Below are 14105 nucleotides of genomic sequence, written 5' to 3'. Positions count from 1 at the left end.
ACCGATGTTCACGCCAACGACTCGCACCGTCGCATGGCTGTGTCTGATTCTCGCGATCACATCCACTCTATCCGCCTGCGCCACCTATCACGACCTTCCCCTGGACGAGGGTCACGGCGCCGGCAGCGTGGCACAGCTGGGCGCACCGACCGCGGCGATGTCGCTGCCGGTGCTGGCAACCCATCGCTTCGATCCCAGCGACGGACTGGATGCCACCGAAGTGGCAATGCTCGCCGTGGCGAACAGCCCGTCGTTGCGACTCAAGCGCGACGAACTGGGCATCGCACGCGCGCAAGCGTTCGCCGCCGGCCTGCTGCCCGACCCGCAACTGGCTGTGTCCACCGACATTCCACGACAATCGGCGGTCGGCCTGAGCAACGCCTACAGCCTCGGCCTCAGCGAAGACATCAGCGCGCTGTTGACGCGCTCGTCGCGCAAAGCGGCGGCACGCAGCCAGGCCGAACAGGTCAACCTCGACTTGTTGTGGGAAGAGTGGCAGACCGTAGCGCAGGCACGCCTGCTGTTCGATCAGGTGCTGAACCTGCGCGCACAGCACGACGCGCTGGACGCCGAGCAGCAGGCACTGGCTCAGGTTGACCGTGCGATCACCGCTGCCCTGCAAGCAGGCAATCTCACCTATGACGGCGCCAGCGTGGGCTTGAATGCCGTAGCAGACGTGCGCACGCGGCTCGCCGACAACGCCATCGCCACCCATCAGGCTGACAGTGAACTGCACCTGTTGCTGGGGCTGGCCGCGGATGCACCACTCCAGCTCAGCGGTACGGCTTACGCACCCACACCAACAGCGCAGCAGTTGCAAACCGCACTGCATCACTTGCCGCAGCGTCGCCCCGACTTGCTGGCGCTGCAGGCCGGCTACCAGTCGCAGCAGGAAAAATTGCGTGGTGCCATCCTGGCCCAATTCCCGGCGTTGACACTCGGCTTCAACAGCGCTCGCGATACCAGCGCGGTTTACACCAATGGCTTCAGCATCGGCATCACCCTGCCACTGTTCGACCGCAACCGCGGCAATATCGCGATCGAACGCGCGACGCGCCAGCAATTGCACGACGACTATGCAGCGCGCTTGCAGCAAACACGCAGTGACCTGCAGCGCATCAGCAGCGACCTCACCACGCTGGATGGCCAGATCATTCAACTCGACACTCATGCGCACCAACTCGACCAGGCGCGCGACGCCGCCGGGCGCGCGTGGCTGGCCGGCACGCTGGACTGGCCAACCTGGCTGGCCATTCGTGGCAACGCACTGGCAGCCGATCTGCAACTGCTCGCGCTGAAACAGGAGCGTGCCCGGCAGTCAATCGCTCTGGAGGCGCTGCTCGGCAACACCGACCTCATCAACACTTCGTCCGTCCCGCGGCAGGCCACCACCCGATGAACCGATCCGACCTTCCACGCGCCGCCTGGGTGCTCGTGCTGTCCTGCCTGCTGTTCGGCTGTCACCAGCCGGATGAGGATGAGGCCGCAGTACCCGCGGGTCAGGTGGCCGTGACCACCGCCAGCGTCCGGCAGCAGCTCTTTCACGACACCGTCGAAGCCTGGGGCAGCGCGGTGGGCGATCCGCAACATGCGCGTTCGATCAGCCTGGCCCACGCCGGCCAGGTGACGGCGCTGGAGGTAACAGCGGGTCAAACCGTCACACGCGGTCAGCCGCTGTTGACGATCACCCCGGACCCCGCGGCACACAGCGCGTTTCAGCAGGCACAGAGCGCACTGACGGCAGCACAAGGCGAGTTGAAGCGTACCGAACAACTGGCTGCGCAGCGACTGGCCACTCAATCGCAGCTGGCGACAGCGCGCAAGGCGCTTGCCGATGCCCAGTCCGCACTCGACGCGCAGCGCGCCATGGGCGGCGGCGCCGCGACTGAAACGGTCAGCGCGCCTGCTGATGGCGTAGTCACGCTGCTGCAGGTTAGCCTTGGCGAACGCGTTGCCGCCAATGCACCACTGCTCAGTTTCACACCAGCGCACGCGTTGGTTGGATTGTTCGGCGTGCAGCCGCAGGATGGTGCGCTGCTGCGTCCCGGCATGGCTGTTCAGGTGCGGCCCGTATACGGCTCGAAAGAAACCTTTGTAGGCAAACTGCGCATGGTCGGCCAGTCGATCGACGCGCAGACCCACCTGCTCACCGCCCAGGTCGAATTGCCAGCCGCCGCCAGCGCCAGCCTCATCGCTGGCGCGCCGCTGGACGCGCAGATCCGCACCGATGATTTCAAGGCTTGGGCGGTGCCACGCAATGCCGTGTTGCAGGACGAGCACGGCGATTATCTGTTTCAGGTTGAGCAAGGCCACGCCAAGCGCGTCGACGTGACGCTGCGTAGCCCGGATGGTGTCACGGTGGGTGTGGAAGGCCCGCTTGATCCGCAGGCCAGGGTGATCGTGCTGGGTGTTTACGAACTCGACGACGGCGCCGCCGTCAGCGAGCAGAGCAATCATCCGAGCGGAGACAAGACCGCTTCAACCACGCCGGCGGTACCTGCCGGAACACCGCCCACCGGGAAGCCGGGGCAGGCACAGTGAGCGCCACGCAATGGATGCAACAGCATCGACGTTCGCTGCTGTTTCTGGCGTTCATGCTGATGCTCGGCGGCATTGCCAGCGCGTTCTTTCTGCCGGTGGCGCTGTTCCCCAACGTGGCGTTTCCGCGCGTGCAGATCAGCCTGGATGCGGGCGATCGTCCGGCCGATCAGATGGCGATCGAGGTGACCACGCCGATCGAGGTGGCGGTGCGCCGGGTTCGCGGTGTGCAGGATGTACGCTCGACCACCAGCCGTGGCAGCGCCGAGATCGAAGTCAAATTCAACTGGGGCGCCAACATGGATACGGCGCTGCAGGAGATCAACGGCGCGGTAAGTGAAGTCCTGCCGCAGTTGCCGACGGGCACCCAGCTGAGCACACGCCGGATGGACCCGACCACGTTTCCCGTGCTCGGCTACAGCCTGCGTTCGCACACGCTTTCACCCGCCGCACTCTACGACCTGGCCAAATACCAGCTGCGTCCCATGCTCAGTGGCATCAGCGGTGTTGCCCATGTCGATATCCAGGGCGGCGAGCAGGCCGAGTTCCATGCCGATGTCGATCCGGGACGCTTACGCGCTCTGGATCTGAGCATGGCCGACGTTTCTGCAGCGGTCAGCAAGGCAGCCACGATCCAGGCCATGGGGCGGATTTCAGATCATTACAAGCTGTACCTGATGCTCGCCAACAACCAGCCGAGAACGCTGGCGGCGCTGCGCAATATCGTGGTGCGTGCCGGACCCGGCGGGATCGTACGCCTCACCGATGTGGCAACCGTCAGCATGAGCCACGTCCCGCAGTGGATTCGGGTCAATGCCGATGGCCAGAATGCGGTCTTGCTGCAGGTGTATCAGCAGCCGGCCAGCAACACGGTGCAGATTGCATCGGAGGTCAAGCAGCAACTGGCCGACTACCAGTCACAATTGCCAGCGGGCGTGACGATTGCCAACTGGTACGACCAGACCCAACTGGTGACGGCCGCCGCCGGCAGTGTCCGCGACGCGATCCTGATCGGCATCGTGCTGGCCGGACTCGTGCTCTTCGTGTTCCTGCGCAACACGCGGGTGATTCTGATTGCGCTGATCGTGGTGCCCGCTGTACTGGCCATCACCGTGCTGCTGCTGTCGGTACTGGGCATGAGTTTCAACATGATGACTCTGGGTGGGATGGCGGCCGCCGTGGGATTGATCATCGACGACATCATCGTGATGCTCGAACACATCATGCGTCGGGTCGGCGGGGGTGAAGGCAAGGTGCACGAGCGCATTGCCAGCGCTGCGTTCGAGTTCACCCGGCCTTTGACCGGCTCAAGTTCGGCCACGATCATCATCTTCCTGCCGCTAGCGTTTCTCTCCGGCGTTACCGGCGCGTTCTTCAAGGCCCTGTCGCTGACCATGGCCAGCGCACTGATCATTTCTTACCTGCTGACCTGGGTTGCCGTACCGCTGCTGGCCGAACGTTTTCTCGATCAAAAGCACATGGTGGAGCATCCACGCGGCCGCTTCACCCGCGGCATGATGAACGGCTATCAAAGCGTGCTCGCACGCTGGCTGAAACGCCCGTGGTGGGTGCTGGTAGTGATCGTGCCGGTGTTGGCGCTGGGTGGTCTCGCCTACACGCGCGTGGGCACCGGTTTCATGCCACACATGGATGAAGGCGGGTTCATTCTCGACTACCGGACGCCACCGGGCACCTCACTGGAGGAGACCGATCGGGTGCTTCGGCAAGTGGAAACGATCATCCAGGCGAACCCCTACGTGGATACCTACTCGCGTCGAACCGGCCTGCAGTTGGGCGGCGGACTGACCGAAGCGAACACCGGCGACTTCTTCGTGCGCCTGAAAAGCGGCTCGCGACCATCGACCGAAGCGGTGATGACTCAAGTGCGCACCAAGGTCGAGCAGCAGGTGCCGGGACTGGATATCGACCTGTCGCAACTGATGGAAGATCTCATCGGCGACCTGGTAGCGGTACCCCAGCCGATCGAGATACAGCTGTATGGGGGAACGCCGGAGCAGCTCGACGCCACCGCAAAGAAGGTCGCGGCGGCCATCGGCAAGATCAACGGCGTGGTCGGCGTTCTGGACGGCATCAATCCCGCCGGCGATGCGCTGAACATCAAGGTGGATCCGGTCAAGGCGGCGCTGGTCGGACTGGACCCGGTCAGTGTCACCGACCAGGTAGCCGCCGCAGTCGATGGCACGGTGGCCGCGCAGCTGCCGGAAAACAACAAACTGGTCGGCGTGCGGGTACGCCTTCCCTTGAGTTCGTATAGCCGGATCGATCAGGTTGCCGACCTGCCGATTCGTGCCGCCGACGGCCACCGCGTGCCGCTGTCCAGCCTCGCCACGCTGACCCAGGTACAGGGGCAACCCGAAATCACCCGCGACAACCTCAAGCGCATGGTCGCGGTCACCGGGCGCATCAGCGGGCGCAGCCTCGGCTCGACCATTGCAGACGTCAAGAAGGTACTGGCTCAAAAAGACATGTTGCCCAAGGGCGTGGTGTTCCAGTTCGGCGGCACCTATCAGCAGCAGCAGCAGGCATTCCGCGGCCTGATGATCGTCTTCGGTGCAGCCCTCGCGCTGGTATTCACCCTGCTGCTGTTTCTCTACGAGAGCTTCCGCGTGGCGATCACCATCATGGCGATGCCGTTGCTGGCCATTCCGGCGGTATTCGTCGGACTGTGGTTGACCGGCATCGAGCTCAATATCTCCGCGATGATGGGGATGACCATGATCGTGGGCATCGTCACCGAACTGGCGATTTTCTATTTTTCCGAACTGCAGGACGCTGAAAAGGAACGGCAGCTGCACGATGCCCTGCACGAAGCTGGCGAACACCGAACCCGGCCGATCCTGATGTCGACCCTGGCGGCGATCCTAACCCTGCTGCCGCTGGCGCTCGCGCTCGGCCAGGGTTCACAGATGCAACAACCGCTGGCGGTGGCGATCATCTCCGGCATGTTGCTGCAGTTGCCACTGGTGCTGCTGGTGATGCCGGTGCTGTATTCCGTGCTGCGTCGCCCCCGTGCCGCTAGCACCTGAGTTTCACCCCTGTGCGTCCACGTGATGATGGGTTCCCAACCCCACCCACCAAGGTGCCTGCCATGAAAAAACTGCTTCGTTCCGTTCTACCGGCTTCACTGGCACTGCTGATGCTGCCGCTGGCCGCTAATGCCGCGCAGCCCGCACCACCCACGCCGCAGCTGTTGTCGACGTTGCCGCTGGGTGGCCCGGGCGGCTGGGACTACCTCAGCTTCGATGCACCGCATCGCCACCTGTTTGTCAGCCGCGGCGACCGCGTCCTGGTGATTGATGTCGACCAGAACAAACAGATCGGCACCATTGCGAACACCGCGGGCGTGCACGGCATTGCGCTGGCGCCAGACCTGCATCGCGGTTTCATCAGTGATGGCAAGGCCGCATCCGTGACCGAGTTCGATCTGGACTCGCTGAAGACGGTAGCGACGATCGAAGGCACCGGCTTGAATCCGGATGCGATCCTTTACGACAGCGCGTCGCACCACGTGTTCACCTTCAATGGCAAAGGCCATTCGGCCAGCGTGATCGATCCGGCCAAGGGCACGGTGATCGCCACCATCGACCTGCCCGGCAAACCGGAATTCGCGGTGTCCGATGGCGCCGGTCACATCTACAACAACATCGAGGACAAGTCCGAGCTGGTCGAGATCGATACGCATAGCAACAAGGTTCTGCACGTGTGGCCGCTGGCACCGTGCGAGTCGCCCAGCGGGCTGGCCTTCGACGTGCCGCATCACCGCCTGTTCTCGGTTTGCGACAACCAGGTGATGGCGGTTACCGACGCGCTCGACGGCCACCACGTCGCCACCGTGCCGATCGGCGAGGGCCCCGACGCCGTCGAGTTCGATGCGGCCGAGTCGATGATCTACAGCTCCAATGGCCAGAGCGGCACGATCACCGCAGTACACGAGGACAACGCGGACCATTACAGCGTCAGCGCCACCATTCCCACCCAGACCAGTGCGCGCACGCTGACGCTGGACCCGAAACTGCACCGGCTGTATCTGTCCGCAGCGAAGCTGGGTGCGACACGTCAGCCGAACGGCCGGCCAATGTTGGTGCCGGACAGCTTCGGCATACTCACCGTGGGTCGCCCGTAAAGAAAACGGCTGCTACAGGCAGCCGTTGATTATGGCCATCGCAGTAGCATGAATCCGCGCCGGTCACGACCGGCGCGGATTCATGGTGTGACATGCAGGGCCGGCACGGATTCATTGGGTGCCGCCGCAGCATCCATGAGCGCACGCGTCGACAACATCCCGTTGCACCATTCGGCAGCGGCGGTAGCCACGGCCACCGCATCCATGGCGCGCGTGTCGAGCGCGGCGTTGGCGCCGCCATAAGGTGCGTACTTGGCCGGTGCGGTAACCGAGAACAGACCCAGGGTGGGCGTGCCGCTTGCCGTGGCCAGGTGCATGACGCCGCAATCGGCGCTGATGAACCCGTCCATGCAGGAAATCATCGCCGTCATCCGGCGCAGGTTGCGCGAGTAGTACGGGGTCAATCGCGAACCGAGCTGTGAACGCCCATGCGCGGCCAGCATTTCCAGCAGGCGTACCTGCGGGCACAGCGACTGGAAGGTATCCACGAACTGTTGCCACCACTCCTCGCTGTAACACTTCGCACCCGTGGCATTGGGGAAGATCGCCACCGTCGCGCCACGTTGCAGGCGCGTTGCACCGCAAACCCTGTCCAGCACGGTGGCCGCCTCGTGTCTTTCCTCCGGCGTGAGCTCTACATTGAGCGGGGGATAGTCGGTGCGCGTGGACCCGGCATAAGCCTGACGCAGCAGGAAGACGTTGCGGTGCGCCAGATGATCGGGACAGGCCAAAGCATGCCAGGCCGAGTCAGGATTCAATACCGGATCGGGGAAGCCGAGCTTGTAGCGCGCCTGCGCCAACGCCAGCACGATGCGCCCGGACTGCGAGCCGTTGCAGGCATCAATCGCCAGGTCATAGCGACCACGCCGCAACGCGCGCAAGACGCCGACCGAATACCACAGGTGCCGCGCAATTTTCTGCGGCAACACAAACACCTGGTTGATACTGAAGCGACTGGCATACAGGCTCTCGGCTGCATGGCTGCCGAGCACGTCGATTTCCGCTCCGGGATACAGCGCCTCGATTTCGGCAATCAGTGGACTGATCAGCACGTTGTTGCCCAGCCGATGGTTAGGCCGGCACACCAGCACCCGATGAATTCCGGTTGTGGGCAACCCGCCTGGCTCGCACAAATGATGGCCGACACGGCGCAATCTGCGGCGCAATATCGAGGCAGCCCACGCTCGCCCCCGCGCATCCCATGAGACCCGGGCCTGCAGGGAGCCTGCAACGGTTAGGGGTGCAGCGATGACGGAACGGGCGTCACTTGGGATAGTCATGCCTTCAGCATGAATCATTTAGCTTTCAGCACGCTTATCGACCGTTGAGGGTCAAGCTGGTTGGCTGGCCGGCAGCTACTACGGGCCGTATCTCATGCGAGGACTTGACGCGAGCGCCACTCCACGGTGATCAGCAACACGATGAACACATCAAACACGGTCAGGGCCGCGAGAAAAGCCGACGGTTGCTGAATCCATCGATAGCTCTGGTAGCCGATGAAGGCTGTCAGAGTCACGATGGCCGTCGGGTAGGCCCACCGTGCGCCACGCCACAACCCGGCTACCAGACCCAGCTTTACGAGACCATGGCCGAGCAGGTACGCCGCGGCAAAGTGGCGGCTGCCGACCGGCAACCCCTGCACGAAATGCAGCAGAAAGTTTGCCACGGGATCGCCCGGGTCCTCGATCAACTCCTGCCGGGCAAGCCAACGCACGCCCCCCACCAAGGCAGATTGGGGGGTGAGCCACAAGGTCATGCCCGCGATCAACTCGAGCAGACCATCCACGCCTTTCAGCAAGATGCCGACGTCGAAGGCACGGTGATAAAAGACCTTCAGTTCGCATTTCATCGCAAGGCAGGCTCGCACGCGATAGCGGTTCGGTCGAATGAATCAACCGAACCGCTTGATGCGTCGTGCTCAGTCGTTATCCGCACCTTCGACCGAGTTCTCCAATATCTTGCCGTCTTTTGCGTCCACGCCGACCTCGTGGGTCGCCTTGGCTGACTTGATATCAAACGAATAGCGCAGACCGCTACCACCCTTCTCCTGCTCCAGCTCTTCCTTCACGATCTTGCCGGGATAGGCCTTCAGCGCAATGGCGCGGGCGCTGGTCATGCTGACCTTCGCCTGTGCCTCCAGCTTTGCCGTCGACGGGGCCTGCGCCGCCATGGCAGCACCCGCAAGCAGCAGGGACATCGAGACAGCGGAAACGAATACCTTACGCATGACTTCTTCCTTCTTCAGTGGGGACGTCCAGAATCGCAGGAGGAGCTTTGCTGACGCTTAGCGCAGGGACTTTTTTGCGCGCCCCCTGTTGCTATCGCGGCTCTGGTCAGGTGGTGTTTATCCGTCAGGCGCTTGTGTACAGAATTTGAGGATGCGGAATGGCAATGTGCACCCGCAACCCGCGCCCAAATGGCGAGTCAAGCAATGCGATGCTTGCCCCATGCAGTTCCGCCGCGCGCTGCACGATCGACAAGCCCAGACCATAGCCTTCGCCGCGACTGGCGGACTCTCGATGAAAACGGGCAAATACTGCGGCGCGCCGTTCGAGTGGAATGCCCGGGCCATCGTCGGCCACATCAATCGTCGTAGCGTTCGGTCCCTGCGTAATCGACAGCTGTACCTGGCCACCGGCGGGCACATGACGCATGGCGTTCTCGATCAGGTTGCGCAGCAGAGCGGCGAGTGCGGCTTCGTGCCCCTGCACCCGTACCGGCAAATTGTCATGACTGAAGCCAAGCTCCGCGCCGGACTCGGCAATTACGGGTGCCAGTTCCTCGATCACATCAATGGCCACGCCAACCAGGTCAATCGACTGCCGCTGCTCGTCAGCCGTGCCGGATTCCAGTCGGGCCAGTGCCAGCAATTGCTCCACCCGCCGCGCCAGCGCCGCGACATTGTGGCGAGCACCGGCGAGGCTGGTTTCGGCTTCAGTCGCGTCGCACGTAGCCGTCGCACTTTCAATATTGAGCATGATCGAGGCCAGCGGCGTGCGCAGCTCGTGTGCCACATCGGCGCTGAAACGATGCTCGCGCTCCAGCGCGTCAGCCAGCCGCTGCAACTGCCCGTTCAAGGCATCGAGTACCGGCAGTAATTCCTGCGGTGCCTGTTCCAGCATGATCGGCTCCCGGCTACCCAGCGAACGTGAGGCCAGCGCACTGGTCAGCTCCTGCAACGGTCGCAGGCCACGCTTGACCGCCCAGCCCACCAGCAGTCCCAGCAGCGGCAAGCCGAACAGCAGCGGTAGCGCATGATCGAACCACAAGGCCCACAAAATATCGTGGCGGCTGTCGTAACGCTCGCCGGTGCGGATCACCACACCATCGGATTTGTCCTGCAGGGTGAACAGTCGCCAGCGATACCCACCGGCCCGGACATCGTGAAAATCGGCGTCAGTCGGTTGGGGCGCGGGCAACGCAGCAAGGTTGCTGGTTGCCATGATCAGGCGGCCGGTCGCGTCGAATACCTGAAACCCCACTTCGGATTCGATCGCATGGCTTTGTCGATGCAGGATATGTACTTGAAGTGCCTCGATCGGCACGGATTTGCTCTGTGCATCATCGCCACCCAGCGACTCGGCACCCTCCTGCTCGACAATGACCTGCAAGGTACGCGCAGACTGCGCCAACCTGCCGTCTGACAATTCATTGATTTCCTGCATGGTGCGCCGGAAGCTGAGCACCGCCAGCGGCAGCAAGACCGCGAGCATCACCAGCAGGATCAGCCAACGCAGCCGGCCACGCAGACTCTGCTGACTCATCCGGGGTCTCGAGGAATCATGTAGCCGAAGCCGCGCACCGTGCGGATGGCATCAAAGCTCAGCTTTTTGCGCAACGTATGCACCAGTACCTCCAGCGCGTTGTCACCGACCACATTGTCCAGACCATACAGCGAGTTGATCAGGCTTTCCCGGCGTACCAGCTTGCCGGCACGCTCCATGAGTATCTGCAGCAAGGCGAATTCGCGCCGGGTCAGCTCAACCACCTCACCGCGGAACGTCACCTGCGAGATACCCAGATCAAGCATCAACACGCCTACTTCAATGCGGTTGACGGCCAAGCCCTGGCTACGCCGGCTGATCGAACGGATGCGCGCACACAACTCGTCGAGATGGAACGGTTTGATCAGATAGTCGTCGGCGCCGGCATCCAGACCATGCACCCGCGCCTGCACGCCGTCGCGCGCTGTCATCACGATCACCGGCGTGGTCACATGGGCGCGACGCGCTTCCACCAGCACGTCCAGCCCATCCATGCCGGGCAAGCCCAGGTCCAGCAACACCAGGTCAGCCGTCTCGTCGCGTAACGCCATCAAGGCCTCGCGACCACTGCGCAGCCAGCTGACGGTATAGGCAAGACGCTCCAGCGCACGCTCGATCGCGGCGCCCAACTGCGGATCGTCTTCCACCAGAATGATGTGCATCGAGCCTCCCTACATTTACGGCCACGGCGGCAGGTCAACCAACCATGCCAGAGCCGCGTTGCCACTATCGCGCAACTGTCTTGCAAAACGCTTAGGTGGCACCTGACCATGCCACATACTTGCCAACAAGTGGCCGCAAAACGAAAGCTCAACGCCGTGCGGCACTCGGGCTCCCACCTCGACACACCAGCCACTAAGCTTGCCTTCCATGTCCCGAACGAACAAATTCCGCGCGCCATTCCTCCGCAAGCTGGCGTCTGCCGGCGTGCTGGCCTGCCTGTTGTGGACTTCGGCGTGCATGGCCGGCACCGAAGAGGAGCCCACCTTCGCCGGTGGCATCGGTATCACGCGCCTGCCAGCCTGGGCCGGAGCCAAGACCTCGCGAACTCAACCGATCCCTTACATCGACATCCAGATTCCCGACCACCTGAGCTTGTCGACCCAGGACGGCTTGCATCTGGACCTGATCGGTGGACCGATGCTGCACGGTGGCATCTATGGCGACTACCAATGGGGCCGCGAGAGCGGCGATCTCGGCGTGCTGCGCCACAAGATCGCACCGCTATCGCCACGACTCAACCTTGGCGGCTACCTGGAATGGCAGCTCGACAAGCAGCTTGATGCCGGCGCGGACCTGAGCCATGACACCAATGGCGCCGGCGCCTACCTCAAGCTCTATGCCGCGTGGGACCTGCCGCCGGCAGGGTTGTTGCAACAGTCGCTGCAGCTCAGCTGGCAGGCGATGAACAGCGCGGCCATGCACCGCTTCTTCGGTATCAGCCGGTCGCAAGCCAGCGCCTTGCAGGTTCAGTCGTGGCAACCCGGCGCCGGCAGCCAGCTCGCCTCGCTGGAGTACGACCTGTTCATGCCCACCAGCAAACACACCGGCATCGCGCTCGCGGTGATCTATGGGCGACTGCTCGGCGGGGCCGGCAACAGCCCGCTGGTAACGCAGTTCGGTGCGCGCACGCAATGGAACGAGTCGCTCGCGTTTATCTACCACCGTTGAAGCGAGGCCCTCCTCGCCCTGTGCATTGTTGGCGACACAAAGTACGCAGCTGACTTTGCCCGGGCATACACTCGCGGCGTATCCAGACCGGGCACGAGGAGTCGACATGACCAGGATGCTTGCAGCGCTGTTCGCCGCCGTCGCGCTCACCGCAGGCATGCCACCTGCCCACGCCGAGCAGACCATCGTGTTCCTCCGGCATGGCGAAAAGCCGACGCTCGGGCTGGGTCAACTCAGTTGTCAGGGCTTCAATCGCGCGCTGGCACTGCCGCCAGTGCTGCTGGCGAAATTCGGTGCGCCCAGCGCGATCTATGCGCCCGATCCGGGAACAAAGGCGAAGGACAAAGGCGTCCCATACAACTACGTGCGCCCACTGGCCACCATCGAACCCACCGCCATCCGCCTCGGCCTGCCAGTCAACACCGCGTTCGGCCTGACCAACCTCAAGCCGCTGGAACAGGAACTGCTGAAGCCGGCCAACAGCACCGCCACGATCTACGTCGCGTGGGAACACAACCTCGCGCAGCAGGCCGCGCAGCAACTCATCGACGCCAGCGGTGGTCACGTACAAGTTCCACACTGGGCCAACGAGGACTTCGACTCGCTGTACGTGCTTCGGGTGACATGGAAAGACGGCAAGCCCGCCGCGGTCAGCTTCAAGATCGAGGCCGAGGGGTTGAACCATCAGCCGGCGGAATGTCCGAGCGCAAGGCCACAAATTCGAACGGCCAGTACGCCAACCGCATAGAACCTCTTCGACACTTGGGGCACACCGTCGCCTTCAACTCCTCGTCACCTATCCGAGCGCAGTGTTGCGCCGTTGCGTATTGCAACCTAATTCTGGAGATAGATCATGACGACCATGTCCCGCAAATCGTTGGTTCCGCTGTTAGGTTCGTTGGCGCTGGCGTTCGCCTTCGGCGGTTCCGCTTGGGCTCAGGACACCATGCCGGCCGGAAGCCCGCAAAACATGGACAAGATGGGTGCCATGCATTCGGACATGAATAGCATGCACAAGGACATGCACAAGGACATGATGGGCAGCATGCACATGATGCCAGCCACTGTGACCGCTGCCGACACGACGACAGGCGTCGTCGATATCGCGGCCGGAGGCATGGCCTTGAAAGTCCATTTCCCGCCGAAGTCGATGGCCAGCCTGAAAGCGGGTGACAAAATCACCCTGCACATGGGCTTCAGCAAACCCTGATCCATCCAAATCAGCATCCAGAGTTGAGGCTGCCGGAAACCACGGAAACTGCGTGCGGATGAGCGTATGAGTGCGTCACTGCGCTCGTTCGCCCGCTCAGGTTGCCTCGGGGTGGTGATGGGAGGCCTGGCATGGCGAACAACGCGCTGATGTTCAAGCACACCAAGCTGGCAGACGTCTACAGGTAGAACTCGACGCCGACGCGCAGCGACCGCGGATGAGGTGCCGACTGGCCAGCTCTAGGTATAAGCCGAGGCTGCCACCGACACACACATCAGCGCTAGGCTGGCATATGTGCGGTGCCGCACGAGAAATTTCCCACCCGCGTGCACTGTGCAAGACCACCGGTTGCCAGCGTCGCGATGTCGGGACTTCCGACCAACATGACGTGGATGTCGACACTCGGCATTTCTGAGCGCTTTTCTGTCCGATCACCCGCCACACGAGGAACGACCATGCAAACCGAAACAATGAGCGTGACGGGAATGACTTGCGGCGGCTGCGTCAGCAAAGTGACCCGGGCACTGAAAGCCTTGCGCGGCGTTGGGCGTGTTGATATATCGCTGCCCGGCACGGCTTCCGTCGACTTCGACGAAAAGCTGACCTCTCGGCAGCGCCTGCAATCGGCCGTAAAGGATGCTGGCTATGGTGTCGCGGCTGCGGGCGAAGAAGCGACCGTAACTCGAACCAAGGGCGGATGCTGCGGCTGATCTCGCAAGCGGCGCCGCGCTGTTTGAGTCCTCAGCGGGATTCCGTTTTTGGCAGCGCTTGGCTTGCG

The 14105-nt window shown here is 62.9% G+C and carries 13 protein-coding genes; 8 read left to right on the top strand and 5 right to left on the bottom strand.

From position 1 onward, the window contains the following. The first annotated feature begins 4 nt into the window (after positions 1-4). From PY254_RS07640 to PY254_RS07625, 4 genes are all read left to right on the top strand, one after another. A complete protein-coding gene (locus tag PY254_RS07640) occupies positions 5-1399 on the top strand; it encodes a TolC family protein (protein WP_281015182.1) in 1395 nt (464 codons plus the stop codon). After that, on the top strand, positions 1396-2541 hold the full coding sequence (locus PY254_RS07635) for an efflux RND transporter periplasmic adaptor subunit (protein ID WP_281014859.1): 1146 nt from the start codon (positions 1396-1398) through the stop codon (positions 2539-2541). Before PY254_RS07640 ends, PY254_RS07635 begins: the two co-directional genes overlap by 4 nt. Beyond that, positions 2538-5585 (top strand): efflux RND transporter permease subunit, encoded by a 3048-nt coding sequence (locus tag PY254_RS07630; protein WP_281014858.1) that lies wholly within the window; start codon positions 2538-2540, stop codon positions 5583-5585. Before PY254_RS07635 ends, PY254_RS07630 begins: the two co-directional genes overlap by 4 nt. Before the next feature lie 62 nt (positions 5586-5647). Next, entirely contained in the window at positions 5648-6682 is a 1035-nt protein-coding gene (locus PY254_RS07625; RefSeq protein ID WP_281014857.1) for a YncE family protein, read from the top strand. Between the two features lie 80 nt (positions 6683-6762). Here PY254_RS07625 and PY254_RS07620 read toward each other — a convergent pair whose 3' ends face one another. The 5 genes from PY254_RS07620 to PY254_RS07600 all read right to left on the bottom strand — a co-directional run bounded on the left by PY254_RS07620 (position 6763) and on the right by PY254_RS07600 (position 11108). After that, positions 6763-7797 carry a glycosyltransferase family 9 protein gene (locus PY254_RS07620; protein WP_281014856.1) on the bottom strand — a complete coding sequence of 345 codons (1035 nt, stop codon included), beginning with the start codon at positions 7795-7797 and terminating at the stop codon, positions 6763-6765. A gap of 257 nt (positions 7798-8054) precedes the next feature. Beyond that, entirely contained in the window at positions 8055-8531 is a 477-nt protein-coding gene (locus tag PY254_RS07615; RefSeq protein WP_281014855.1) for a DUF2127 domain-containing protein, read from the bottom strand. A 69-nt stretch (positions 8532-8600) separates the two neighbouring features. Next, positions 8601-8909, bottom strand: coding sequence for a PepSY domain-containing protein (locus PY254_RS07610; protein WP_281014854.1), 309 nt, complete (start codon positions 8907-8909; stop codon positions 8601-8603). Positions 8910-9033: 124 nt separating this feature from the next. Beyond that, positions 9034-10446 (bottom strand): sensor histidine kinase, encoded by a 1413-nt coding sequence (locus tag PY254_RS07605; protein ID WP_281014853.1) that lies wholly within the window; start codon positions 10444-10446, stop codon positions 9034-9036. Further along, positions 10443-11108: a response regulator gene (locus tag PY254_RS07600; RefSeq protein WP_281014852.1), complete on the bottom strand. Its 666-nt coding sequence runs from the start codon at positions 11106-11108 to the stop codon at positions 10443-10445. Before PY254_RS07600 ends, PY254_RS07605 begins: the two co-directional genes overlap by 4 nt. Positions 11109-11316: 208 nt before the next feature. Between PY254_RS07600 and PY254_RS07595 the strand changes: the two genes are divergently transcribed. The 4 genes from PY254_RS07595 to PY254_RS07580 all read left to right on the top strand — a co-directional run bounded on the left by PY254_RS07595 (position 11317) and on the right by PY254_RS07580 (position 14037). Continuing rightward, positions 11317-12117 (top strand): MipA/OmpV family protein, encoded by an 801-nt coding sequence (locus PY254_RS07595; protein ID WP_281014851.1) that lies wholly within the window; start codon positions 11317-11319, stop codon positions 12115-12117. A gap of 106 nt (positions 12118-12223) precedes the next feature. Continuing rightward, positions 12224-12865 carry a hypothetical protein gene (locus PY254_RS07590; RefSeq protein ID WP_281014850.1) on the top strand — a complete coding sequence of 214 codons (642 nt, stop codon included), beginning with the start codon at positions 12224-12226 and terminating at the stop codon, positions 12863-12865. A 105-nt stretch (positions 12866-12970) separates the two neighbouring features. Further along, positions 12971-13327, top strand: a complete 357-nt coding sequence (locus PY254_RS07585) for a hypothetical protein (RefSeq protein WP_281014849.1) — start codon at positions 12971-12973, stop codon at positions 13325-13327. Between the two features lie 455 nt (positions 13328-13782). After that, on the top strand, positions 13783-14037 hold the full coding sequence (locus tag PY254_RS07580; protein WP_281014848.1) for a heavy-metal-associated domain-containing protein: 255 nt from the start codon (positions 13783-13785) through the stop codon (positions 14035-14037). Positions 14038-14105: the final 68 nt, after the last annotated feature.

Source organism: Rhodanobacter sp. AS-Z3, assembly GCF_029224025.1.
Taxonomy (GTDB): Bacteria; Pseudomonadota; Gammaproteobacteria; order Xanthomonadales; family Rhodanobacteraceae; genus Rhodanobacter.
Note: the sequence above shows the minus strand (reverse complement) of the source record. Positions and strands in the feature narration are given on the sequence as shown.